The 23,414-nt window shown below is 70.6% G+C and carries 22 protein-coding genes and 1 pseudogene; 21 read left to right on the top strand and 2 right to left on the bottom strand.

Going from position 1 to position 23,414, the window contains the following annotated elements; all coding sequences use genetic code 11:
- The 5 genes and pseudogenes from AB0F40_RS23865 to AB0F40_RS23845 form a co-directional block, all read left to right on the top strand.
- Positions 1–246 (top strand): annotated as a pseudogene (locus AB0F40_RS23865) (hydrolase); the annotation flags it as partial.
- A 355-nt stretch (positions 247–601) separates the two neighbouring features.
- Positions 602–1,111 (top strand): DUF2231 domain-containing protein, encoded by a 510-nt coding sequence (locus AB0F40_RS23860; RefSeq protein ID WP_357473649.1) that lies wholly within the window; start codon positions 602–604, stop codon positions 1,109–1,111.
- Positions 1,112–1,187: 76 nt separating this feature from the next.
- Entirely contained in the window at positions 1,188–1,715 is a 528-nt protein-coding gene (locus AB0F40_RS23855) for a TetR family transcriptional regulator (protein ID WP_357473646.1), read from the top strand.
- Entirely contained in the window at positions 1,712–2,071 is a 360-nt protein-coding gene (locus AB0F40_RS23850) for an SMR family transporter (RefSeq protein ID WP_357473643.1), read from the top strand. The genes AB0F40_RS23855 and AB0F40_RS23850 overlap by 4 nt, the downstream gene beginning before the upstream one ends.
- Entirely contained in the window at positions 2,071–2,391 is a 321-nt protein-coding gene (locus tag AB0F40_RS23845) for an SMR family transporter (RefSeq protein ID WP_357473640.1), read from the top strand. The genes AB0F40_RS23850 and AB0F40_RS23845 overlap by 1 nt, the downstream gene beginning before the upstream one ends.
- 110 nt (positions 2,392–2,501) lie before the next feature.
- On the opposite strand, the gene AB0F40_RS23840 is transcribed toward AB0F40_RS23845, so the two are convergent.
- A complete protein-coding gene (locus tag AB0F40_RS23840; RefSeq protein ID WP_357473638.1) occupies positions 2,502–3,527 on the bottom strand; it encodes a TerC family protein in 1,026 nt (341 codons plus the stop codon).
- Between the two features lie 283 nt (positions 3,528–3,810).
- Here AB0F40_RS23840 and AB0F40_RS23835 point away from each other — a divergent pair, with 283 nt between their 5' ends.
- The 4 genes from AB0F40_RS23835 to AB0F40_RS23820 all read left to right on the top strand — a co-directional run bounded on the left by AB0F40_RS23835 (position 3,811) and on the right by AB0F40_RS23820 (position 11,366).
- Positions 3,811–4,011, top strand: a complete 201-nt coding sequence (locus tag AB0F40_RS23835) for a CsbD family protein (protein WP_357473635.1) — start codon at positions 3,811–3,813, stop codon at positions 4,009–4,011.
- 124 nt (positions 4,012–4,135) lie between these two features.
- On the top strand, positions 4,136–6,592 hold the full coding sequence (locus AB0F40_RS23830; protein WP_357473632.1) for a hypothetical protein: 2,457 nt from the start codon (positions 4,136–4,138) through the stop codon (positions 6,590–6,592).
- A 106-nt stretch (positions 6,593–6,698) separates the two neighbouring features.
- The gene (locus AB0F40_RS23825; protein ID WP_357473629.1) at positions 6,699–9,125 is read left to right on the top strand and encodes a hypothetical protein; all 2,427 of its coding nucleotides are present in this window, start codon (positions 6,699–6,701) and stop codon (positions 9,123–9,125) included.
- A gap of 150 nt (positions 9,126–9,275) precedes the next feature.
- The gene (locus tag AB0F40_RS23820) at positions 9,276–11,366 is read left to right on the top strand and encodes a hypothetical protein (RefSeq protein ID WP_357473626.1); all 2,091 of its coding nucleotides are present in this window, start codon (positions 9,276–9,278) and stop codon (positions 11,364–11,366) included.
- Positions 11,367–11,379: 13 nt separating this feature from the next.
- On the opposite strand, the gene AB0F40_RS23815 is transcribed toward AB0F40_RS23820, so the two are convergent.
- Positions 11,380–11,718 (bottom strand): DUF192 domain-containing protein, encoded by a 339-nt coding sequence (locus AB0F40_RS23815; RefSeq protein WP_357473623.1) that lies wholly within the window; start codon positions 11,716–11,718, stop codon positions 11,380–11,382.
- A 263-nt stretch (positions 11,719–11,981) separates the two neighbouring features.
- Between AB0F40_RS23815 and AB0F40_RS23810 the strand changes: the two genes are divergently transcribed.
- The 12 genes from AB0F40_RS23810 (at position 11,982) to AB0F40_RS23755 (ending at position 23,333) form a co-directional block, all read left to right on the top strand.
- The gene (locus tag AB0F40_RS23810) at positions 11,982–12,791 is read left to right on the top strand and encodes a hypothetical protein (protein ID WP_357473620.1); all 810 of its coding nucleotides are present in this window, start codon (positions 11,982–11,984) and stop codon (positions 12,789–12,791) included.
- Positions 12,788–13,498, top strand: coding sequence for a Flp pilus assembly protein CpaB (cpaB, locus tag AB0F40_RS23805; protein WP_357473617.1), 711 nt, complete (start codon positions 12,788–12,790; stop codon positions 13,496–13,498). The genes AB0F40_RS23810 and cpaB overlap by 4 nt, the downstream gene beginning before the upstream one ends.
- A 2-nt stretch (positions 13,499–13,500) precedes the next feature.
- The gene (locus tag AB0F40_RS23800) at positions 13,501–15,153 is read left to right on the top strand and encodes a hypothetical protein (RefSeq protein WP_357473614.1); all 1,653 of its coding nucleotides are present in this window, start codon (positions 13,501–13,503) and stop codon (positions 15,151–15,153) included.
- 3 nt (positions 15,154–15,156) lie between these two features.
- Positions 15,157–15,510 (top strand): TadE family protein, encoded by a 354-nt coding sequence (locus tag AB0F40_RS23795; RefSeq protein ID WP_357473611.1) that lies wholly within the window; start codon positions 15,157–15,159, stop codon positions 15,508–15,510.
- 92 nt (positions 15,511–15,602) lie between these two features.
- Positions 15,603–16,940, top strand: a complete 1,338-nt coding sequence (locus tag AB0F40_RS23790) for a CpaF family protein (protein ID WP_357473609.1) — start codon at positions 15,603–15,605, stop codon at positions 16,938–16,940.
- Positions 16,937–17,860 (top strand): type II secretion system F family protein, encoded by a 924-nt coding sequence (locus AB0F40_RS23785; protein ID WP_357473606.1) that lies wholly within the window; start codon positions 16,937–16,939, stop codon positions 17,858–17,860. The genes AB0F40_RS23790 and AB0F40_RS23785 overlap by 4 nt, the downstream gene beginning before the upstream one ends.
- 1 nt (position 17,861) lies before the next feature.
- Entirely contained in the window at positions 17,862–18,743 is an 882-nt protein-coding gene (locus AB0F40_RS23780) for a type II secretion system F family protein (protein ID WP_357473603.1), read from the top strand.
- Positions 18,730–19,998: an ATP-binding protein gene (locus AB0F40_RS23775; RefSeq protein ID WP_357473600.1), complete on the top strand. Its 1,269-nt coding sequence runs from the start codon at positions 18,730–18,732 to the stop codon at positions 19,996–19,998. The genes AB0F40_RS23780 and AB0F40_RS23775 overlap by 14 nt, the downstream gene beginning before the upstream one ends.
- A complete protein-coding gene (locus AB0F40_RS23770; protein WP_357473598.1) occupies positions 19,998–20,681 on the top strand; it encodes a response regulator transcription factor in 684 nt (227 codons plus the stop codon). Before AB0F40_RS23775 ends, AB0F40_RS23770 begins: the two co-directional genes overlap by 1 nt.
- Positions 20,682–20,746: 65 nt before the next feature.
- Positions 20,747–20,989, top strand: coding sequence for a hypothetical protein (locus tag AB0F40_RS23765; RefSeq protein WP_357473595.1), 243 nt, complete (start codon positions 20,747–20,749; stop codon positions 20,987–20,989).
- A 26-nt stretch (positions 20,990–21,015) separates the two neighbouring features.
- Positions 21,016–22,602 carry an OmpA family protein gene (locus AB0F40_RS23760; RefSeq protein WP_357473592.1) on the top strand — a complete coding sequence of 529 codons (1,587 nt, stop codon included), beginning with the start codon at positions 21,016–21,018 and terminating at the stop codon, positions 22,600–22,602.
- 2 nt (positions 22,603–22,604) lie between these two features.
- Positions 22,605–23,333, top strand: a complete 729-nt coding sequence (locus AB0F40_RS23755) for a pilus assembly protein TadG-related protein (protein WP_357473589.1) — start codon at positions 22,605–22,607, stop codon at positions 23,331–23,333.
- The last annotated feature ends 81 nt before the right edge of the window (positions 23,334–23,414 follow it).

Here is a 23,414-nt window from a genome sequence, read left to right as displayed (position 1 = left end):
AGCGGCGACACGATCTTCGCCAACCCCGACCGCACCTCCGTGTCCTTCATGCGCAGCTACCCCAACCGCATCCCCCTGTCCGGACCCGTGGTCCAACGAGTCGCCCACCACGTGAGCCGGTTCCAGTTCGACCGGCTCTACAACAACTTCGACGGCGTCATCCCCACCGACGCCCGCCAGATAGTGCTCCGCTCCGCGGACCGCCACGCCGCCTGGACGCGGGGGGAGCACGACGACCTGACCTGACCCGGGCTGACCCGGACCGGGGCCGCGTGTCGGGCGTGGTCGGTAAAAGGTCAGGAGATCGGTAGCCCGGAATGCCGACCACCTGACGTTCTACCGACCACGACTACAACCACGGCCACGACCACGCACACCAGCGCGGTCAGCCCGCTTCCACGTCCCTCAGAAAGCCCAACAGCGCGGCGGCGAGCTCCGCGGGTGCCTCCAGGGCGGCGTAGTGGCCGCCGGCCGGGCGGCGCACGACTGAGGTTCCCGCGCCGCGCGAGTGGCCGCCGACGTGCTTAGTGTGAAGCTGGCATTTCCGCAGGAAGAGGCGGAGTCGCCGGCCGGCGGCCGCCTCGCGTCGGAGGGGTGAGGCATGGAGAGCAGAGCAAAGGCCGCGGGGCACGCGGTCCATCAGCAGCTGATCGTCTTCCCGCTCGGGCTGCTCGGCACGGCGGTCGTCTTCGACGTGATCGGCCTGGTGACGGACGACGGCAGGTTCGCCTCCGCGTCGTACCTCATGATCGCCGCCGGTGTGCTGAGCGGGGTGGTCGCGGCCGTGTTCGGCCTGGTCGACTTCCTCGCGATCCCGCGGGAGACCCGGGCCCGCCGCATCGGTCTCCTGCACGGGGGCGGCAACGTCGTTGTGCTCGTCCTGTTCGCCGTGAGCTGGGCTATACGTACCGGCGCGGACGGCAATGTTCCCGGGGCCGCGGCGCTGGTCCTCGGCCTGGTCGCCCTGGTCGCCGCGGTCGGCACCGGATGGCTCGGCGGGGAGCTGGTGGGCAGGCTCGGCGTCGGGGTCGACGACGACGCCGGGCTGGACGCCCCGGCGCAGCTCACCACCGGTGTCGCGATCCACCGTGGGCACGCCGCGAACCCATGACGTACCTGAGGTAGCGAGGCTGGCCACGGAGGATCGGCGCCACGGCCACCTACCATACGGATGGTAGGTTCCTCCGGTGGCAACGAAACTCGAGATCCTCGACGCGGCCCTCCTGGTCCTGCGGCAGGGCGAACCGCTCACGATCGACGCCGTCGCCCGGCAGGCCGGGCTGACCAAGCCCGGGGTCGTGCACCACTTCGCGACCAAGGAGGTCCTCACGGTCGCGGTCGTGGACCGGCTGGTGGACCTCTGGACGGCGCAGCTCACCGAACGCGTACCGGAGAACGCGTCCCCGCAGGATCGCCTGCGTGCCTACGTGGACTTCTCGCTCACCGCGGACCTGGACCCCGCTGACCTGGCCGTGCTGTCCGACGTCCGCCTGCGCGACCGCCTCCGCGAGCAGTGGACCGGTCGCCTGGCCCCCTGGTTCGGGCAGGCCATCGCCACCGACGCCAGGGGTCGCGCGGTCCTGCAGGCGGCCCGTCTGCTCGCCGACGGCGCCTGGTTCGATCGCGCGCTCGGCATCGTGGAGCTGGACGAGCGGGAGCGGGCGGCGATCCTCGCCGTCGGGCTACGCCTGATCGACGAAGGGAGCCGGGCATGACCGGGCAGACGACCAGGGGATGGCTCTACCTGACCGGAGCCATCCTCCTGGAAGTGACCGCGACCCTGTCGATGAAGGCGGCGCTGGAGGTCCCGGCGCTGTACGCGGTGGTCGTCGCCGGCTACGTCGGCTCGTTCGTGTGCCTCACGTTCGTCCTGCGGGCCGGCATGGCACTCGGGGTCGCCTACGGCATCTGGGGCGCCGCGGGGGTGGCGCTGACCGCGATCATGTCGATGGTCATCTTCGCCGAGCCCATCACCCTCCTGATGGCCGTCGGCATCGTGCTCGTGATCGGCGGCGTCCTGTGCGTCGAGCTCGGCGCGCAACGTGCGCACAAGACCGACGAGGTGGCGTGATGGCCTGGCTGTTCCTCACCGGGGCGATCCTCTTCGAGGTCTCGGCCACGCTCTCGCTCCGCGTGGCCTCGACAGGGAGGAAGGTCTGGTTCGTCGGCGTCGGCATCGGCTACCTCATCGCCTTCACGATGCTCGTCCTGACCCTCGCCAACGGGATGCCGCTCGGCGTCGCCTACGGGATCTGGGCCGCTGCCGGCGTCGCCCTCACCGCGGTCCTGAGCAAGGTTCTCTTCGACGAGCCGCTCACCGGGCTCATGGGGATCGGCATCATCCTCATCGTGGGCGGCGTCCTGCTCATCGAGACCGGCTCCGCACACTAGCTCGCCGGTAGGCCCGGCGGGATCAGCCGATCTCCCGGACCGGCCGAGCCGGGTTGCCGGGCACGCCCCGGCGCGCAGCCCGCCTCGCGGGAGGGGGCTGCGCGCCGTCGTCACCGGCCCTTCGGTGACGAAGCGGGCTCGGCGACGTCGTCGGTGGCCTCCGGGTCCGCGGAGACCTCCGGGTCCGTGGCGCCGCGGGTGGCGTAGAGGCTGGTCGCGGTCACCGTGGCGAGGACAGCGAGGATCACGCCGAGCGACGCGAGGGTCGGGATCTCCGGGACGCTCGCCCAGATCCCGTGGGCCCAGTGCAGCACGAGCTTGACGCCGATGAACGCCAGGATCGTCGCGAGCCCGTACCCGAGGTGGACCAGCTTGCTCAGGGCGCCCTGGAGCACGAAGTACAGGGCGCGCAGGCCGAGCAGGGCGAAGGCGTTGGTCGCGAACACGAGGTACGGGTCGCTCGTGATGCCGTAGACGGCGGGCACCGAGTCCACCGCGAAGACGACGTCGGTGGCGAAGACGGCCACCACCACGACGGCCAGCGGGGTGAGCATGCGCCGCCCGTTCTCCCGGACCGAGAGCCGGGGGCCGCGATAGTCCTCCGTGACGGGCATGAAGCGCCGGATCAGGCGGACCGAGCGCATCTCGGAGACGTCGACGTCGTGCGCGCCGCCGCGGAGCTGGTCGACGAGGATCTTGACCGCTGTGGCGAGGAGGATCGCACCGAAGAGGAGGAACGCCCAGCTGAGGTTGGCCAGGACCGCCGCCCCGAGGGCGATGAAGATCCCGCGAAGGACCAGGGCTCCGACGATGCCGAGGAGCAGGACGCGCTGCTGCAGCGCGGGCGGCACCGCGAAGGCGGTGAGCAGGAGCATGAACACGAAGAGGTTGTCGACCGACAACGACTTCTCGACGAGGTACCCGGTGAGGTACTGGACGCCCGTGCTCGAGCCGAAGCTGGCCCAGATCCACCCGCCGAAGGCGAGGGGGAGGGCGACGTAGAACGCGCTCCAGCTCAGGGCCTCGCGCATCGACACCTCGTGCGGGCGTCTGGTGATGAGGAAGTCCATGGCGAGCAGGGCCAGGACGGCGAGGATGGTGACGAGCCACATGGTGGGGGTGGCGACAGAGGTCACGGCAGAGGAAGTACCAGTGATGGTGGCGAGCAAGGAGTCTCCGTAGTAGATGGCTCCGAGGTCTCCTTCACCTTGCCGAGCAAGGTCGTCGTCCGAGGTCGCTGGTGCGCCGTAATGACCGGACGATGTTTGGGAAGTACTCCCCTCGCACTGCGCATCCTACGGCACCGCGGGTGGTGCCCGGTCCCGGAGGCGAGTGGGTCTCGCCCGCGTCAGCCTGGGACGGTCAACGTGCCCGGGACCCGGGACCCGGGACGCAGGACCGAGGAGTGAGGGGAAGCTGATGAGCGCAGACGACAAGACCGAGAACGCGACGGAGAAGGGCCTCGGCAAGGCGAAGGAAGCTTTCGGGGACGCCACCGACAATGACGAGCTCGCCGCCGAGGGCAAGACCGACCAGGCGAAGGCCGACGTCAAGGACGCAGGGGAGAAGGTCAAGGACGCGGCCGAGAACGCCAAGGACGCCTTCGACCGGAACAAGTAGCTCCTCCCGTGGTGGGGCCGTGGCCCGCGGCCCCACCACATAGGTCCGGGGGCCCAGTCGGCCTGGGTGCAGATTGGGTCTTCGGGCCGTCGTGACCTGCGTGTTCGGTCCCTACCGTGGGTTGATGGGTAGTGACGCTGAGGTGAACACCCGTCATCGCGCGACGGGGCGCGGCAGGGTCGGCCGGGTCGATCGCGAGGCGGGTCAGGCGCTGCCGGAGTACGTCGGGGTGACGGGCCTGGTGCTGCTGGTCGTCGCCATCGTGCTCGCCGCGGCAACACCCGTCGCCGCCGACGTGAGCGAACAGCTCATCTGCGCGGTGTCGCCCATCGTCAAGGAGGACGGCGCCGAGGCCTGCGGCGACGGTGACGCCGGCGGCGGCGACGAGACCCCTGGCGGCGACTACGGCCCGCCGTCGGGCGACTGCGAGAAGGACGTCACCTTCGGTTTCGTGGACGTGCCCGACTCGCCGGACGACACCACCGTCGTGCAGATCGGCTGCGTCTGGTACCCCAACGTGGAGAGCTGTTTCACCGACCACATGCCCGAGGATTTTCTGGACCGGAACATCGGGGACGGTGTGTACCTCGAGGAGGAGGTGCAGGACTTCGCCGACTGCGTGCTCGACGGCCGGGGTGGTCCGAAGGACGACCCGAACTCCGAGAGCTGCGCCACCGCGATGCCGACGAGCGGCGAGATCGACGAGGACGCGCCGCCGAAGGTTCAGGTGGGGTGCCGTGAGTGGCCGGTGCCCGAGGGGTGCGAGGAGGAGTGGGCGGCGTACAAGGACGCGCCGGCGGGCAAGGAGCGCGCCGGCAGGTCCGGCGAGCTGGCCAACTGCATCTCCGACACGTACGACTCCATCGAGATCCCCTGCGTGGTCCAGGCCACCGGGCACGTCGACGAGACCCAGATCCAGTTCCTGTTCTTCCGCTGGGGCGGGAGCAACGGCACGCTGATCGAGAAGCTCGGCGACGGGCGCATCCGGATCCACGTCCTCCGGGGCGTGGAGACCGGCGCAGGGCTCAGCGGCGACGGCGTGGGCGGATCGCCCGTGAGCTTCGACATCGCCGGGATCACCGGATACGCGAAGGACAAGACGTACGAGTTCACGGACATGCAGAAGGCCCAGGACTGGATCGACTGGTACAAGAAGTACGACAACGTGAACGCCACGCGGCCGTACTGCTGGACCTCGGGCACGATCCCCGCGGTGCACTGCGACTACAGCGACCAGGAGCGCGCCGAGGAGCTGCGGGGCCAGGAGCCCGAGCACCACGAGCTCGCCGAGGCGGACAGCGACATCAAGAAGGTCAAGCTCAAGGGTGGCCTGAGCCTGACCGGCAAGGCAGGCCAGTTCGAGCTGACGGGCAGCATCGAGGGCGGCTACGAGGGCGAGATCCAGATCGAGGACCGGCGCTGGTCGGACGGCAGCAGGACGGCCACCTACACGTCGTCGGACATCGGCGGGTTCCTGATCGGCGCGTCGCTCGGTGGCAAGCAGCCGTTCACGAAGGACAAGAAGGACAAGCCGACGAGCTCGGGCGGAGGCGGAGGCAAGGGGCAGGTGGGCAAGGAGTGGAAGGGCACCACCAGCACCACCGTCGCATGGGACAAGGAGGGAAAGCTGTCCAAGCTGATCATCTCGATGGACGACCAGGTGATGCGGACGCTCTACAAGGCGGGGATCGACGTCGACGTGGCGCTTCCCTACGGCTTCACGGTGGGCGGGGGCTACAGCAAGTCCGAGGAGGAGGGGACCCTCTCCAAGCGGGAGCTGATCATCGACTTCAACCAGTACCCGGACCTGCGGGAGAAGCTGGGCCCCACGATCGACAAGGTCTTCCCACGGGACGACGACGGCAACCTGATCAAGGACGACGTCGAGATCGACGGCAACGACTCCGAGGGTGGGGTGCTGTACGGCTACGCCGAAGAGCACGCCAACGTCCGCGAGCTGAAGTACGACTCGCACAAGGTCACCGAGGGCGGCAACGGCGGTCTCACGTGGCAGGGCCTGGACCTGTTCAAGGTCTCGTTCACCTCGGTCGACGAGGAGCGGACGCTCAACGAGTCGTCGTTCGAGGTGACCGACGTGAACGGGGACGAGCAGACCGTGTCGCCGTCGCCGAAGTGCGAGGACAAGGACTTCGTCCAGCCGCCCGCCTACTACAGCGACGACTTCTCCGACCCGCCGACCGCCAACGCGGACTCGAAGCACGACATCGGCACGGAGTACGTCGACAACAAGACGCCGAAGTTCACCGAGGGTACCTACCCGGGCACGGACTACGACGGCGACGTGCCCGGCGACCGGGCCGACCGGGTCCACTCGTTGCTCGACGAGTACTCCGAGGACTTCCCCGACAAGAACATCCTGGTGGTGAAGGACTTCGACAACTTCTCGTTCAGCAACCTCTTCGGGTTCGTGCACCTGGCGACGGTGGACGGGATGGACGTCATCGGCCTGAACGAGGGGACCGTGAAGAACAAGGGCGACGGCGGCTGGATCAACTGGGGCTTCACCGGCACCTACGACTACGACCCGGACAAGAAGACGATCAAGTTCAGGCAGCGCTGACACCGCCGGGCCGGCAAGGGCTGGGCCCGGGGGCCCAGCCCCTCTGGGTGCGATGTTGGGTCGCTGGGCCGTCGTGACCAGCGGTTTCGCTCCCTACGTTGGGTTAATGGGTAGTGACGTCGAGGTGAACTCCCCCCGCGCGGATCGCGAGGCGGGCCAGGCGCTGCCGGAGTACGTCGGGGTGACCGGGCTGGTGCTGCTGGTCGTCGCGATCGTGCTGGCGGCGGCGACGCCGGTGGCGGCTGATGTGAGCGAGCAGCTGATCTGTGCGGTGTCGCCGATCGTCAAGGAGGACGGCGCCGACGACTGCGGGGATGCGTCCGGTGGTGGTGGGTCGCCGGGCGAGGGCTACAGCCCGCCTTCGGGCGACTGCGAGGAGGACGTCGCCTTCGAGTACGTCGACCGGGACGGCTCGCCGGAGAGAACCTCCGTCGTCCAGATCGACTGCGTCTGGTACCCCAACTCGGTGGGCTGCTTCTTCGAGCACATGCCAGAGGACTACGTGTACAACAACACCGGGGACACGGTGTATCTCGAGGAAGAGATCCAGGACTTCGTCGACTGTGCGCTCGGCACTCGCGGTGGTCCGCAGGACGACCCGAACGACGAGAGCTGCGCGAACACGACGCCGACGAGCGAGCAGATCGACGAGGACGCGCCGCCGAAGGTGCAGGTGGGCTGCCGGGTCTGGCCGGTGCCGAAAGGCTGCGAGGCCGAGTGGGCGGCGTACAAGGACGCGCCGGCGGGCAAGGAGCGGGCAGCCAGGTCGGGGGAGCTGGCGACCTGCATCACGAAGAGGTACGACACGATGGAGTTCTTCTGCGTGACGCAGGCGACCGGGCATGTCGAGAGCACTGAGATCCAGTTCCTGTTCTTCCGGTGGGGCGACAGCAACGGCACCCTGATCGAGAAGCTCGGCGACGGCCGCATCCGAATCCACATCCTCACGGGCGTCGAGCTGGGCGCCGGTGTCAGCGGGGATCAGGTGGGCGGATCGCCGATCAGCTTCGACGTCGCAGGCATCACGGGATACGGCACGGACAAGACCTATGAGTTCACGGACATGCAGAAGGCCCAGGACTGGATCGACTGGTACAAGGAGTACGACTCCGTGAACAACAAGCCGATCAGCTGCTCGGGCGCCAGGGTGCAGTGGACCGGTGGCTGCGGCAAGAACCCCCACCTCGAGCGCGCCGAGGAGCTGCGGGGCGAGGAGCCGGAGCACCACGAGCTGGCCGAGGCGGACAGCGACATCAAGAAGGTCAAGCTCAAGGGCGGCGTGCACCTCACGGGCGAGTTCGGCCCGATCGAGGTGGGCGGCAGCGCCGAGGGCAGCTATGTGGGTGAGGTCCAGATCGAGGACCGGCGCTGGTCGGACGGGAGCCGGACAGCGACCTACTCGTCGTCCGACATCGGCGGGTTCATGATCGGAGCGTCGCTCGGTGCCCGGAAGCCGTTCAGCAAGGACGAGAAGGGCAAGCCGACGAGCTCGGCCGGTGGCGCAGGGTCAGGTGATCTGCTGGGGAAGGAGTGGAAGGGCACCACCAGCACCACCATCGCGTGGGACACGAAGGGTGAGCTCTCCAAGGTCGTCATCTCGATGGACGACCAAGTGATGGAGACCCTCGACAAGGCAGGGATCGACCTCGACGTGGCGCTGCCGTACGGCTTCACCGTCGGCGGTGGATACTCCACCTCCAAGGAGAAAGGGACGATCTCGAAGCGGGAGCTGATCCTCGACTTCAACCAGTACCCGGAGCTGCGCGAGAAGCTGGGTCCGACGATCGACAAGATGTTCCCTCGGGACGCCGACGGCAACCTGATCAAGGGGGACGTCGAGGTCGGCGGGGACGGTGCCGGGAACGGGGTGCTGTACGACGCGGTGGAGGACTACGCCAACGTGCGGAAGCTCACTTACGACGCGACCAGGGCGACCGAGAGCGGTACCGGCGGCCTGACCTGGCAGGGCCTCGACCTGTTCAAGGTGACGTTCACGTCCGTCGACGAGACGCAGACGCTCAAGGAGTCGTCGTTCGAGGTGACCGACGTGAACGGGGACAAGCAGACGATGTCACCGGCGCCGAAGTGCAAGGACAAGGACTTCGTCGAGCCGCCCGCCTACTACAGCGACGACTTCTCCGACCCATCGACGAGCCGCGGTAGCCAGCAGCACGACATCGGCGCGGAGTACGTCGACAACGAGACGCCGAAGTTCACCGAGGGTACCTACCCGGGCACGGACTACGACGGCGACGTGCCCGGCGACCGGGCCGACCGGGTCGGGTCGTTGCTCGACGAGTACTCCGAGGACTTCCCCGACAAGAACATCCTGGTGGTGAAGGACTTCGACAACTTCTCGTTCAGCAACCTCTTCGGGTTCGTGCACCTGGCGACGGTGGACGGGATGGACGTCATCGCCCTCAACAGCGGGACGGTGAAGAACAAGGGCGACGGCGGCTGGATCAACTGGGGTTTCACCGGAAGCTACGACTACGACGCGGACCGGAAGACGATCAAGTTCAAGCAGCGGTGACCGCCCGGGTGAAAGTTGCGAAAGGTGTGGGCCCGTGGCCCCAGGCGCTGGGGCCACAGGCCTATGACCTGCGGAAACAGCATGATCCTGTACCCCGGCGGGACGGCTCCCGGACAGTTGAGGTTCACCGGTCGCACCTAGTTTTCGAGGATGACCAGACGCGATCGAGAGGCCGGGCAGGCGCTGCCGGAGTATGTCGGGGTGACCGGGCTGGTGCTGCTGGTCGTCGCGATCGTGCTGGCGGCGGCGACGCCGGTGGCGGCTGATGTGAGCGAGCAGCTGATCTGTGCGGTGTCGCCGATCGTCAAGGAGGACGGCGCCGACGACTGCGGGGACGCGGCCGGAGGGCCGGGGGAGCCTGGCGGGGAGGAGTCCCCGGGGGACGGGTACAGCCCGCCGTCGGGTGACTGCGAGGACGACGTCACGTTCGAGTTCGTGGACAAGCCCGAGTCGCAGTGGGACACCGCCGTCGTGCAGATCGGCTGCGTCTGGCACCCCGGCCCGACGGTGTGCTTCGACAAGCACATGCCCGAGGGGCACCTGGACCGCGACCGCGGGGACCGGGTCTACCTGGAGGAGGAGATCCAGGACTTCGTGGACTGCGTGCTCGACGGTCGGGGTGGTCCGCAGGAGAACCCGAACGACGATAGCTGCGCCAACGCGATGCCCACCAGCGGGGAGATCGACGAGGACGCGCCGCCCAAGGTGCAGGTGGGGTGCCGTGAGCTGCCGGTGCCCAAGGGCTGCGAAGCCGAGTGGGCCGCCTACGAGGACGCCCCGGCGGGCAAGGAGCGCGCCGCACGGTCCGGGGAGCTGGCCAACTGCATCTCCGAGAAGTACACCTCGATGGAACCGCCCTGCGCCGTCGAGGTCACCGGGCACGTCGACAGCGAGAACATCCAGTTCCTGTTCTTCCGCTGGGGCGACAACAACGGCACGCTCATCGAGAAGCTCGGCGACGGGCGGATCCGTGTCCACATCCTGAAGGGCGTCGAGTTCGGTATCGGCGTCAGCGGCAGCGACGTCGGCGGCACGCCCATCGCCTTCGACATCGCCGGCATCACCGGCTACGGCGAGGACTACACCTACGAGTTCACGGACATGCAGAAGGCCCAGGACTGGATCAACTGGTACAAGTCGTACAGCATATCGACGGATATCGTGGCCGCCGGTGGCGGTCGGAACTGCCCGCCGATGATGAGCTACTGCCCGCCGCCGCCCGACCACATGCCCGACGTCGGCGACGTGATGCAGCTCCAGGAGGACGAGCCCGACCACCACCTGGTCGCCACGTCCACGAGCGACATCAAGAAGGTCAGGTTCAAGGGCGGCCTGAAGTGGGGCCCCAGCACCGGCGCCGTCGAGCTGAAGGGCAGCGTCGAGGGCGGCTACGAAGGCGAGATCCAGGTCGAGGACCGGCAGTGGTCGGACGGCAGCGTGATGGCCACGTACACGTCGTCGGACATCGGCGGGTTTCTCATCGGGGCCGAGCTCTCGGGCAAGCAACCCTTCACGAAGGACAAGAAGGGCAAGGAGGACAGCTCAGGCAAGGGCAAGGGCAAGGGGCAGCTCGGCGCCGAATGGAAGGGCACCACGAGTACGTCCGTGCTCTGGAACAAGGACGGTGAGCTGTCCCGGCTCATCATCGCCATGGACGACCAGGTGATGAAGACCCTCTACAAGGCGGGGATCGACCTCGACCTGGTGCTGCCCTACGGCTTCAAGGCCACCGGCGGGTACAGCAAGCAGGAGGAGGAGGGCACGCTCTCCAAGACCGAGCTGATCATCGACTTCAACCAGTACCCGGAGCTGCGGGAGAAGCTCGGCCCGAAGATCGACGAGATCTTCCCCCGCAACGAGGACGGCACGCTGAAGAAGGGCGACGTCGAGATCAACGGGCAGGACTCGGAGGGCGGTGAGCTCTACGAGGCGGCCGAGGACTACGCCAACGTGCGCCGGCTGGAGTACGACATGGACCGGATCACCGAGGGTGGCGGGTTCGGCATCAAGTGGGAGGGCCTGGACCTGTTCAAGGTCGACTTCACGTCGGTCGACGAGAACAAGACCCTGTCGGAGTCGTCGTTCGAGGTGATCGACGTCGACGGCAACAAGCAGACGACCTCGCCGGCGCCGCAGTGCCGGGCGAAGGACTTCGAGGCGCCCGACGGCTACTACACGAGCGACTTCTCCGCCCCGCCGAACGCGACCTTCAGCGGCGGCTCGAGCTTCGACAACCCATGACCCCGCGACCGGGCTATCCCCCGCCCAGGGCCACCCGGCTGTCCGCCCGCAGCCCCCAGCGCTCGAAGCTGCCGACCGGTGCCTCCAGCACCTGGGTGACGCCCCGGCGCGGCATCGTCATCGCCCAGGGGCGCAGGACCTGGGCGTGCACCACACGCAGCTCCGCGGTGAGGAACGCGACGTCGAGCGGCACGCGCATCCACGCGCCGTGCACCGACGAGCAGGGTCTCAGCAGCAGCGCCTCGGGCAGCACGCGGTGGAACAGCAACCCCCGTGCCCTGGTCAGGACGGTGTCGGCGACGACGACCTCGGCGACGGTCCGGCCGTCCACCAGGAGCTGGATCTGGCTCACGTGCGTTCCTCTCGGCAGTGCCGGCGGGGCCGGGCGATGGCCCGCTCATATGAGCGAGCAGGTACGGGAAAACGCTCAAAAGATAACTGGTACCGCCTGACATGTATACGTTTAGTGACAAAATCTGTACAGTCCGTGGGGCAGGCGTGCCCGAACAGATGCCTTTGTGACTGTGACGTGCAGAGCCGGCGTGGGAAACGTGGAGGCAGTACTCAGGGCGATCCGGTCATCGACCGGGCTCGTGCGTTCAACGAGGGGGCAGCGTGCAGGTCATCGCGATCGGGGGGTCGGAGGGGGTGCATCCGGCCGTGCACCGGGTGGAACCCGCCCTCGGGGAGGTCGTCGAGGCCGTCGCAGGTCTCCTGGCCGACGACGTGGTCCTCGCTACCCGCGGCGAACCGGCCCGGAAGGTCGCCCGGGCGGCGCGCCTGGTCCTCGGGCCGGAACGGATCGGGCTGCTGCACGTCGACGTCCCCGTGACCGCCTGGGCGGTGATGCTCGAAGGCCTCTCGGCGCAGGGACTGACCGCGTCGTCCGCACGCGCGGTCGCTGACGGAGTGCTCTCGCGCACCACCACGCGGGCGCTCCTCTCGAGCGTCGCCTCGCTGCAGCGCCCCACGCCGACGTTCCGCCAGCACGCCGGCAGCTACCTGCCGCGCACGGCGTTCGTGGTCGACACCGGTCGCGGCACCGTCGCCCGGTTCCGCGGGCGGCTCGGGTTGCCGGACGGCGGCGACGTGCTCGTCGTAGCGCGCTCGTCCCGGCCGGTGGTCCGCGACGAGGACGGCGACCTGCTGCCCCGGACGCCCGACACCGAGCTGACCGCCGCGCAGGCCGGCTGGTCGGCGTCGCGCTGGTTCGAGGTGTCGACCATCGACGGCGCGCTGAGTACCGCCGTCGCGACCGCCCTGTCCAGGTCGTACCTTTGGGGCGCGTGCGACGCCTGCGGGCGGGCTGTGTCCGGGGCCTGCATCTTCTGCGACATCACGGAGCGCCGGGCCGGTAACCCGTGGACCGGTCCCCGTGCGTCATCCCGTCCGAGCCTGCCAGACACCCAGGGAGTGGTCAGTTGAACCCGCGCCAGCGCCGAGGAGTCTTCTTCCTCGTCGTCACCTCGATCCTCGCGGTCGCCGTGTTCGTCGGCGTCCTCTACTACGTCCGCACCGTGAGCTCCCAGGTGGGTCCCGTGGCCACCGTGCTGCAGCTCAACCGGTCGGTGGATGCCCTCGAGCCGATCGACGAGTCCATGCTGGACCGGGTCGAGGTGCCGGAACGCTGGCTCCCGGAGACCGCGTTGCGTGATGTGGAGGACGTCGACGGGCTGGTCGCGGCCACCGCCTACGAGGAGGGCTCGATGCTCCAGGGCGGCATGCTGATCGAGCGGCCCGGCGTGCAGCCGGGCTTCCGCGAGGTGGCGATCATCGTGGATGCCGAGACCGGCGTGGCGGGCAAGGTGGAGCCCGGCGACCACGTGGACATCATCGCGACGATGGGCGGCGACGGGGACGCGAAGCAGGTGTCCCGGGTGTGGGTCTCGAACGTGCTGGTGCTCGAGGTGGGTCTGCCCCGCACCGTCGAGGACTCCGACAACCTGGAGACCAGCAGCGGCCTGCCCGTGACGTTCGCACTGAGCACCGAGGACGCCCTGACGCTTGCGTACGTCGAGTCGTTCTCCGTGAAGATGCGCCTCGCCCTGCGTGGCGCGGGCGACGAGGACATGCTCCCGGCGGAGCAGCGCGTCTACGACGGCGCTGCGCCCAAGGGCAAGGGCAAGGAGTGACCATGATGACCAAGGTGCTGCTCGCGACGCCGTCGCACGAGGTCAGGGACCACCTGGGCCACGTGTTCGCGGAGTCGGACGGGTTCGAGCTGGCCGCGGCGGTGTCCGACGGCGCCGGTGTGCTGACGGCGCTCGACCGCCAGCCGGACATCGGGATCGTGGTGGTCGACGAGGCCGCCGACGACGGACGTGGGCACGCCGTGGCCCGCAGCGTCGGGCTGGCCACGCCGCTCACCGGCATCGTGATGGTCGTGGACGCCCACGGGCCGGCCGAGATGAGCCGGGCGATGGCCGCCGCCATGGAGGTCGGGGCGCGATCCGTGATCGCGCGGAACGCGGGTCTGGAAGAGGTGCTGACCCGGCTCGAGGCGGTCGCGTCGTGGTCGGCGATGGCCAGGGCGTCGATCGCGGCCGAGCGGAACGGCGGCCGTGGTGGCCAGGTCGTGGCGATCGCCGGGGCGAAGGGCGGCGTCGGGACGTCCGTGCTGGCCCTGCTGCTCGCCCGTGCGGGGCGCTCGGGCGACACCACGCTCGTCGACCTCGATCTCGGGGCCGGCGACCTGACCGCCTACACGGGAGTGCGCACCCGTCGCTCGATCGTCGACCTCGCCGCGGTCGAGGGCGACGTCACCGGGCGCATGCTCCGCGAGACCACGTACGAGGTGCAGGGCGGGCTGCGCCTGCTCCCCGCCCCGAGCGAGGGTGAGCGGGGCGAGGAGATGACGTCCGCTGCGACCCGCTCGATCGTGAGCGCCCTGCGGTTCGAGTCCGGCCTCGCGGTGATCGACGTGGGCACGCACCTGGACGAGCCACGGGCCACGGCGCTCGAGTTCGCCGACCGGGTGCTGCTGGTCACCACGCCCGACCTCCCGGCGCTGCGCTCCGCTCGGCGCACACTGGCGCAGTGGGACCGGCTGGCGATCCGGCGCCCGGCGGCCGTGGAGCTCGTGCTCAACCGGCGCACCCCGCGCGACGAGGTCACCCCCGCGCTGGTGGAGCGGATCGTGGAACGGCCGGTCGCGTTCACGGTGCCCGACGGCGGACCGGCGTTCTCCGGTGCGGTCAACACCGCGACGCTGCTGGAGACCCCGACCGCCGTGCACACGGCGGTCGCCAAGGCCGGGGCCGCGGCGATCCGGCCGGAGGCGACACCGGCACAGGAGGGCGGCTCCGACGGTCCCACCGAGGTGGAAAAGCTGGTCACGGGGTCGCCCCGGGGGCAGGGCAGGCGCAAGGGGGCCGGCCGGAAGCGGACTGGCCGGGCCGGCCGGGCGGTCGCCGACCCCGAGGCCGGCCAGTCCACGGTCGAGCTCCCGGTGGTGATCCTGGTGACGCTCATGGTGGTCCTGCTGTGCGTGCAGGGCATCGGCTGGGCCTCTGGCCTGCTGGCCGCGCGCGCCGCGGCGCAGGAGGGCGCTCGCACAGTGGGCGTGCTCGGGTACTACGACGCGGTGGGCGCCCCGCGCGACGAGGTCCTGGAGCAGGTGCGGGAGGACGTGCGCGACCGGCTGCCCGACTCGATGCGCGAGGCCGTCGGCGACTCCGACATCGAGGTGCTCCCGGACGCGGTCAACGTCCGGGTGACGGTGTCCACGATCCTGCCCGGCGTCGACCTCTCGGCGTCCTCGTCGGCCGCCGTGTACCGGGAGAGCTGAGCCATGACTGTCAGGACGCGCCGCGAACGCGGCCAGGCGACCGTCGAGCTCGTCGGCCTCGTGGTCGCCATGCTGATGGTGGGGCTCCTGGCGATCCAGGGCATCACGGTGGCCCAGACGGCGTCGATAGCGCAGGAGGCAGCCCGCAACGGCGCCCGTTCCCTGAGCACGGGCGGGGACTGGCAGGACGTGGTGGACCAGGCGGTCGGTGACGAGCTCGTGCACGACCTGACCGCCGCTGTCGACGACGGGACGGCGAGCGTGCGGGTCACGGTCACCGCGCCGCTCGGGGTCGCGGGCATGGACCTCGTCGACGTCTCCCTGACCCGTACCGCTGCGTTCCCGGTGGAGGGCTGACGACGTGTGCAGTGGACGGTGCGGGCCGAGGAACGAGGCACGCGCCGGGAGCGGAACACGAGGAAGCCGACAGATGAGGCGGAAGGACTGACATGGCGCTCCGTGACCGGCTGGCCGCCGACGAGCGGCACGACGAGGACAACGACCTCGCCAAGATGTACCGCGAGCGGCTGCTCGAGGAGATCGACGTCGACGAGCTCGCCCGGCTCTCGCCGTCGCAGCGGCGGGTGCGGCTCGAGCGGGTCCTGTCCCGCCTCCTGTCGGTCGACGGGCCGGTGCTGTCGGCGCGCGAGCGCAGCGCCCTGGTCCAGCGGATCACTGACGAGGCGCTCGGGCTGGGTGTGCTGGAGCCGCTGCTGGCGGACGAGTCCATCACCGAGATCATGGTGAACGGTCCGCAGGACGTGTTCGTCGAGCGGTACGGCAAGGTCGAGCGCGTACCCGCTCGGTTCGCGTCGGTGGAGCAGCTGTACCAGACGATCGACCGCATCGTCTCGCAGGTGAACCGCCGCGTGGACGAGTCGTCGCCGATGGTGGACGCCCGGCTGCCCAGCGGTGAGCGCGTGAACGTCATCATCCCGCCGCTGGCGCTGGACGGCCCCACTCTGACGATCCGCCGGTTCCCGACGCCGTTCCGGATGGGCGAGCTGGTGGACCGGGGCACCCTCGACCTGACCACGGCCAGCCTGCTCGGCGCGTGCGTGCGGGCGCGGCTGAACATCGTCGTGTCGGGCGGCACGGGTTCGGGCAAGACGACGTTCCTGAACGCGCTGTCCGGCCTGATCCCCGACCACGAGCGGATCGTCACCATCGAGGACGCCGCCGAGCTGTCCCTCCAGCAGGGGCACGTGGTGCGGCTCGAGTCCCGGCCGGCGAACGTCGAGGGGCGCGGCGCGGTGGCCATCCGCGACCTCGTGCGCAACGCGCTGCGCATGCGCCCGGACCGGATCATCGTGGGGGAGGTCCGCGGCGGCGAGACCCTCGACATGCTGCAGGCGATGAATACCGGGCACGACGGCTCGGTGGCCACCGTGCACGCGAACACGGCCCGGGACGCGCTGGGCCGGCTGGAGACGCTCGCCTCGATGAGCGAGCTCGACCTGCCGGCCGCGACCCTGCGGGACCAGATCAACTCTGCGATCGACCTGGTGGTGCACCTGGAGCGGGCGCAGGACGGGACGCGGCGTGTCACGGAGGTGCAGGCGGTCACCTCGCAGCGGCGGGAGGAGTACGCGCTCACGACGCTGATGCGGTTCGTCGCGGACCCCATCGGCCCCGACCGCACGGTGGCCGGCAGGTTCGTGCCCGCCGCCGCGCCGGCCGAGCTGGTGGAGCGGCTGCGCCGGGCAGGCGAGACCATGCCCTCGGGGGCTGAGCCCATGCCTTCGCGGGTCGAGCCTGTCGAGACCGATGGCGGTGGCGCCCGATGACGTTCCTCCTCATCGCCCTGGGCCTCCTGGTGACGCTGGTGATGGCCGCCGCGACGGTCGCGACGCTGGTGAGCAACGCGGAGACCGAGCGGCGCATGGTCGAGACCGCCGACCTGGACCAGCCGGCCGGCGTCCCCGTGTTCGCACGGCTCGACGTGCACCTCGTCCGGGCCCGGTGGGGACAGCGCATGGTGGCGCTGCTGGCCGGGGCCGGTCTGCCGACCTGGTCGCCCTCGATGTTCCTCACGGCAACGGGGGCTTCCGCGGTCGTGGTGGGCCTGGGCATCCTGCCGCTCTTCGGCTGGGCGACGGCGGGTCTTGCGGTGCTGGTGGTGGCGGTGGGTGCCCGTCGCTGGCTGGACCGACGGCGCAAGCAGCGCGTGGACCGGTTCGTGGCACAGCTGCCCGAGCTCGCGCGGCTGCTGGCGAACGGTGCGTCGGCAGGCCTGGCCGTGCGCCGGTCGCTCGAGCTCGCGGCGGCGGAGATGACCGAGCCCGCGGCGTCCGAGGTGGAGCAGGTGGGCGCGGAGATGGCGGTCGGGCGGTCCATGCGGGACGCCCTCGCCGGCCTCAGCGAGCGGCTGCCGTCCCGGGAGCTGTCGGTGCTGGTGCAGACGCTGACGATCCAGGGCCGGTCGGGCGGCGAGCTGGTGACCGCGCTGTCGGGGATCGGGCAGACGCTGGAGGAGCGGCGCCGGCTGCGCCGCGAGGTGGTGACCGCCACGATGGGGGCCCAGTTCTCCGGGTACACGGTGATCGTCCTGGCGTTCGGCGCGGTGGCGCTGATGAACGCCTTCAGCCCTGGCGTGGTGGACCTGATGCTCACCAACCTGGCCGGCCAGGTGGTGCTGCTGGTGGCGACCAGCCTGTTCGTCGTCGGCTACATGCTGGTCCGCCGGCTCGCGCGGGTGGAGGTGTGACGTGCTGGAGCTTCTGATCGCGGCGTCCGCCGCCCTGGTGGTCGTGGTGGGCATGGTCGCGGGCCGGCTGGTGACCACGACCGGGCTGGAGGAGATCGAGGCCGAGTACACGCCGGACGCGGAGCCGAGGCCCCGCGGGTTCGCCGCGGTGCTGGACCGGATCGGAGCCCCGCTGCTGCCCTTCGCGGTGCGCCTGCTCGGGCGGCACCGGCTGCAGCGGCTCGACACCGCGATCCGCCGGGCCGGCCGCCCGGACGGCGTGACCCTGACGATGTTCGTGCGCCGCGAGGTGGCGCTCGTGGTGCTGGGCCTCTTGGTCGGTGCGCTGTTCACGCTCCAGGACCTCTGGGTCATCGGTGTGCCGCTCGCGCTGGTGCTGAGCGCCTGGATGCGGCTGTGGCTGTACGGCGAGGCGAACAAGCGGCGGCACCAGATCGACACCGAGCTGCCCGACTTCCTGGACGTGCTGAGCGTGACCGTGACCGCCGGCCTGGGTTTTCGCCAGGCCCTGGAGCGGGTGTGCGAGTTCCACGGGGGCGCCCTGGCCGCAGAGATGCGCACCGCGTTGCAGGAGATGAACGTGGGCGCGTCGCGGAGGCAGACGTTCGTGGCGCTACGCGAACGCAACCGGTCCGCCGCCGTCGGCACGTTCGTGACAGCGCTGCTGCAGGCCGAGGAACTGGGCGTGCCCCTGGCGGACGCGCTCACGAGCATCGCGTCGGACGTGCGCCGTGAGCACGCGGAGAACATCCGCCAGCGGGCAGCACGCGCCGCGCCCATGGTGTCGCTGGCGGTGACGGCGACGATCCTGCCGGGCGCGCTGATCCTGATCGTGTCGGCGGTACTGATCGCGAACGCGGGGGTGCTCGGTGAACTTTTCTGAGCGGCTGAGCCCGCGCCACGCCATGGACGCGACGACCCAGCGGGCCATCGGTCCCGCCGTGCGGCTGCTGTGCCAGGTACGGCTCGCGGTGCTGGCGTTCGCCCTCGTCCTGGCCCTGCTCGACGGTGCGGGATGGCTCGGGGTGTTCCTCGTGGTGCTCGCGGCGCCCTTCTCGTTCGTGCCCGCGCTGAACTGGGACACCCGGGGCCGGACCTACGCGCGCAACGGGATCCTCCTGGCCGGGGACACCGCGGTGGCCGTCGTGGCGCTGCTGCCGCTGGCCGGGTCACCGCTGATGACCGTCTACGCGGCGGCGACCGCTGCCCTGTGGGGGCTCTTCGCCGGCCTGCGGCTCGCCCTGGTCATGGCCGGGCCCCTGTGCCTGTACCAGCTCACCGCCTACAACGACGGCTGGCGGGGTCTCGTGACCGGGATCGCCGGAGCGGCGCTCACCGTCGTCATGACCTGGACCGGGACCCACCTGGGGCGGCGCCTGCGCAGGCAGGCGCTCCTGTCGGTGAAGCTAGCCACGGCCCGCGAGGACCAGGCGACCATGGCCGAACGGCTGCGCCTGGCCCGCGACCTGCACGACACGGTCGCCGGCGACCTCGCCGGGCTCGCCATGACCGCGCACGGGCTCGCCGACCGCCTGGACCGGGAAGGCGCCCGCCCGGGCACCGTCGAGGTGGCGCGCGGGCTCAGCGGCGCCGTCGCGACCGTGCACGAGCACACCCGGCGCGCGCTCGGTGAGCTGCGCGACGAGCGCGACGGCATGGCGGGACCCGTGGCCGAGGTCGCCAGGCTCTGGACGGACCGGACCGGGATACCCGCGGCGGTGGACGTCGGACCGGGCGTCGACCAGGCCGGCGCCGGTCGGGCGCAGCACGTCCGGGCGGTCGTGACCGAGCTGCTGGAGAACGTCCGCAAGCACGCGAGAGCGTCCCGGGTGGAGATCGCGCTGAGCGTGCGGGACGGGACCGTGGAGGTACGGATGTCGGACGACGGCGTCGGCCTGCCCGGCGGCGTCACGCCCGACGGCAGCTACGGGATGCGGGGCGTCCGGGAACGGGCGGAGCTCTGCGGCGGCGGCGCCACCTGGGCTCCGGCGCCCGGCGGCGGAACCGTCGTCCGGGTGCGGTTGCCCGAGGAGCCGCCCGGCGCAGCGGGCGACGGACCGGGCGGCGCGATCGCCGTCGGGCCGGAGCGGGCGGGTCGGGCGCCTACCGGGCGCCCATGGACAGCGGAGGTGGCGTGATGCGAATACTCGCGGTGGACGACAACCCGATCATCCGGATGGGCTTGCGGACGCTCCTGGACGGAACCGAGGGCGTGACGTCGGTGATCGACACGGGCGACCCCGACGAGGCGGTGGCCCACGTGCGCGGCGGCCACGTCGACGTCGTGCTCCTGGACGTCCGGATGCCGCGGATGAGCGGCCTGGAGCTGCTGCCACGGCTGTCCGGCGCGACGGTCGTGATGCTGACCCACACCGACGACCCCTCGACGGTCTCCGAGGCGCTCGCCGCCGGCGCCGCCGGCTACCTGGTGCACGGCGCGCTGGAGCCCCGGGCGATGGTGGACGCGATCCGGCTGTGCCGGAACGGGAGCCAGGTGGTCTCCGGCGTCTCGGCCGGGCTGACCGCCCCCGGCACCGCACCGGCCGTGCGCGCCCTGCTGTCCCCGCGCGAGGCCGAGGTGATGGACCTCGTCGCGGACGGCCTCTCGAACGGCGAGGTCGCGGCACTCCTGTTCATCTCGGAGAAGACCGTGAAGAACCACGTGAACAGCCTCTTCGCCAAGCTCGGGGTGACCACCCGGAGCCAGGCCATCGTGCGCTGGCTCCAGTCCGGCCCGAGCACCGATAGTGCCGTGGGCCCAGGCAGAACGGGCCCCCAGGTAGGGCCGGGCACCCTGGGCGTCCGGACCGCCGCTCCCTAGATTTGCTGGTGTGGCCGCAGCCCAAAGAGCGGCCGACGACCGGACTTCAACGTATGGAGGACCTCATGAACAAGCTGACCGAGAAGACAGTCGCCGCCAAGGCGGCCCTGCAGGACTACGTGGCGCGTGCGGTGCTCCGTGCGCAGGACGACGAGCGCGGCCAGGGCACCGTCGAGTATGTCGGCGCCGTCCTGCTGGTCGTGGCGGTCGTCGGTATCGTCATCGCCGCGAGCTCGGACGTCGGTGAGGCGATCGTGACGCAGCTGACCGAGGCAGTCACCGACATCGGCGGCGCGGGCGGCGAGTAGGTCTGAGAACGACGACGGAGGTGTTGATGCGCCGGATGATGCTCACCGCGCTCGCGGTCGGCCTGGTGGGACTCCTGTCCGCTTGCGGGCTGGTCGACCCGGGACCGAGCGGGCCGACCGAGCCCCCGTCCGGCGCGTCAGCGCCCACGACCTCGCCAGGAGACGCCACGTCTCCTGGCGAGGTCGTCGCCGTCGACCGGGAGTGGCACGACGCCCTGCTGCATCTCGAGGTACGTCCCGTCGAGGTGGACGGCGACCTGGCGGTCCTGCGGTACGACTTCACCGCGACCCCGGCCGACCCCGAGCGGCCGCTGCGCTCGTCCACCATCCTGCTCGCGTTCGGCGGCCTCGGTAACTCCGTCACCGACGGCCGCGGCGTGCGGCTCTTCGACACGGCGGCCGGCCTCGTCCACCCCGTGGCGCGGACACCCGACGGGGACCGGGCGACAGCGATCGAGCGGGTGGACGACGAGGCCGGCGACGACGAGGCCGGCGACGACGAGGCCGGCGACGACGCGGCCGGAGACGACGCCGTGCGCGGCGCGGCGACCGCGGTGTTCGCCGCACCGGAGAACGAGTCGGTGGACGTCCTGTTCCCCGGGTTCGGCACGGTGAACGTTCCCGTGGTCCCGGCAGGCGATGGCTTCGACGCCGCCGTCGACCAGGTGGGCGGCGCCGGAGAGGCATGGACCACGAAGCTGCGGGCCTTCACGCACGCCTATGACGCCGAATCCACGACGTCGGCCGAGGGCGGCGACGTCACGGTCACGCTGGCCTCCGACGTCCTCTTCGCCTCCGACGAGCACACCCTGTCCGACGCCGCCCGCGGCGTGGTGGACCGGGCCGCCGCTTCGATCGGCGAGCAGGCGGACGACGGCGACGTGCGCGTGGTCGGGCACACCGACGACGTCGACACCGACGCCTACAACCAGAAGCTGTCCGAACGCCGGGCGCGCTCCGTCGCCGAGCGGCTGCGTGCGGAGCTCAGCGGCGACTACTCCGTGACGGAGGAAGGGCGCGGCGAGTCCGAGCCGGTCGCCGACGGGACGAGCCCCGAGGCCCGCGCCGCCAACCGCCGCGTCGAGATCCACTTCCAGGGGCACCTCGTCGTGGAGAGCGACACCGCGAGCGACGTGCCGACCACGGACGCCCCGACGGCGAAGAACGACGCGGTCACCTTCGCGACGAACAACGGCGAGTACACCGTCGAGGTCCGGTCGATGGAGCGCAGGCCAGGGGCGCTCGTCGGCACCCTCGTCGCCGAGCGCGTCGAGGGCGACTCCATCGATCCCGCCTGGTTCCTCCCCGCCAGCGTGCACGTCGTCGGCGACCGCATGTTCGGCGCCCTGGCCGAGGCTGCCGGACCGCACAACCTGTCCCTGCTCGGTGCGCAGGAGCGGGTGCTGCCCTTCGACTACGTCGTGGAGGAGAGGGGAGGCTTCCTGCTGCGCCGGCTGCTCGGCGACGAGGAGGTCGAACCGCTCGACCTCGGGCAACCGGTGCTGATCACCGTCGTCTGGCCGGACACCGGCCAGGACGCCGTGACCGTCGACGCCCCCGACCGCTTCCGGATCACCGACGTGCCAGTGACCGATCCGCCGGCAGGAGACTGACCGTGGCACGCACGACGTCGGACGACCGCGAACGCGGGTCCATGCACGTGATGACGATCCCCATCGCCGTCGGCCTGCTCAGCGCCGCGGTGCTGGTCGTCACGATGGTCGGCTCGGCGACGAACGACCGCCGCGAGGCCGGCACGGCCGCCGACGCCGCGGCGCTCGCCGCGGCCCAGGAGTGGGACCAGCACCTGGGCCTGCTGCACGGTCTGCACCTCGGGGTGTCCGAGCCCGGGGCGTTCTGGGGCATCGCGGAGGTGGCGCTGCTCGGTCCGGATCTCAGGGACGAGATGACCGACGCGGCACGGACGTTCGCGGAGCGCAACGGCGCTGAGCTGGTCGACCTCGACGTCGACCCCGAACTTCTCCAGGTGACCGTCGAGGTGAAGCATGACGAGATGATCCCGGGCACCGAGGTCCGCTCGACGGCGTCGGCCACCGCAGGCATCACGCTGCGCGGCGGGCTGTGCGTGGGCGGCGGCGGCCTGGGGTGGCTGATCGACGGGCTGTGCGCCACCGAACCGGAACCGGAGGACGAGGGTTCGCAGGACGGGGGCTTGGACGAGGGCGGCTCGGAGGGCGGCGACGCGGAGGGCGGCTCGGAGGGCGGCGACGCGGGTGGTGATGACTCGGGTGGTGATGACTCGGAGGGTGATGCCGAGCCGGAGCCGGAGTGGACCCCACCGGAGGTGGATCCCTACTCCAGCGCGGTAGTACTGACGGGCTGATCGGCGCGGTCGGCACCTGGTTACGCGAGGTCGGCATCTTGCATCGAGATCGGTACAGGCCTGGACCGATCTCGATGCAAG

It is taken from the genome of Promicromonospora sp. NPDC023987 (assembly GCF_040639055.1).
Taxonomy (GTDB): domain Bacteria; phylum Actinomycetota; class Actinomycetes; order Actinomycetales; family Cellulomonadaceae; genus Promicromonospora.
Note: the sequence above shows the minus strand (reverse complement) of the source record. Positions and strands in the feature narration are given on the sequence as shown.

Bases quoted from the DNA above. Each gene is read 5' to 3' on its own strand.
- AB0F40_RS23820 (WP_357473626.1), top strand. From the start codon at position 9,276: ATGACCAGACGCGATCGAGAGGCCGGGCAGGCGCTGCCGGAGTATGTC.
- AB0F40_RS23785 (WP_357473606.1), top strand. From the start codon at position 16,937: ATGACGTTCCTCCTCATCGCCCTGGGCCTCCTGGTGACGCTGGTGATG.
- AB0F40_RS23770 (WP_357473598.1), top strand. From the start codon at position 19,998: ATGCGAATACTCGCGGTGGACGACAACCCGATCATCCGGATGGGCTTG.
- AB0F40_RS23795 (WP_357473611.1), top strand. From the start codon at position 15,157: ATGACTGTCAGGACGCGCCGCGAACGCGGCCAGGCGACCGTCGAGCTC.
- AB0F40_RS23790 (WP_357473609.1), top strand. From the start codon at position 15,603: ATGGCGCTCCGTGACCGGCTGGCCGCCGACGAGCGGCACGACGAGGAC.
- AB0F40_RS23825 (WP_357473629.1), top strand. From the start codon at position 6,699: ATGGGTAGTGACGTCGAGGTGAACTCCCCCCGCGCGGATCGCGAGGCG.
- AB0F40_RS23760 (WP_357473592.1), top strand. From the start codon at position 21,016: ATGCGCCGGATGATGCTCACCGCGCTCGCGGTCGGCCTGGTGGGACTC.
- AB0F40_RS23860 (WP_357473649.1), top strand. From the start codon at position 602: ATGGAGAGCAGAGCAAAGGCCGCGGGGCACGCGGTCCATCAGCAGCTG.
- AB0F40_RS23845 (WP_357473640.1), top strand. From the start codon at position 2,071: ATGGCCTGGCTGTTCCTCACCGGGGCGATCCTCTTCGAGGTCTCGGCC.
- AB0F40_RS23765 (WP_357473595.1), top strand. From the start codon at position 20,747: ATGAACAAGCTGACCGAGAAGACAGTCGCCGCCAAGGCGGCCCTGCAG.
- AB0F40_RS23830 (WP_357473632.1), top strand. From the start codon at position 4,136: ATGGGTAGTGACGCTGAGGTGAACACCCGTCATCGCGCGACGGGGCGC.
- AB0F40_RS23835 (WP_357473635.1), top strand. From the start codon at position 3,811: ATGAGCGCAGACGACAAGACCGAGAACGCGACGGAGAAGGGCCTCGGC.
- AB0F40_RS23850 (WP_357473643.1), top strand. From the start codon at position 1,712: ATGACCGGGCAGACGACCAGGGGATGGCTCTACCTGACCGGAGCCATC.
- AB0F40_RS23800 (WP_357473614.1), top strand. From the start codon at position 13,501: ATGATGACCAAGGTGCTGCTCGCGACGCCGTCGCACGAGGTCAGGGAC.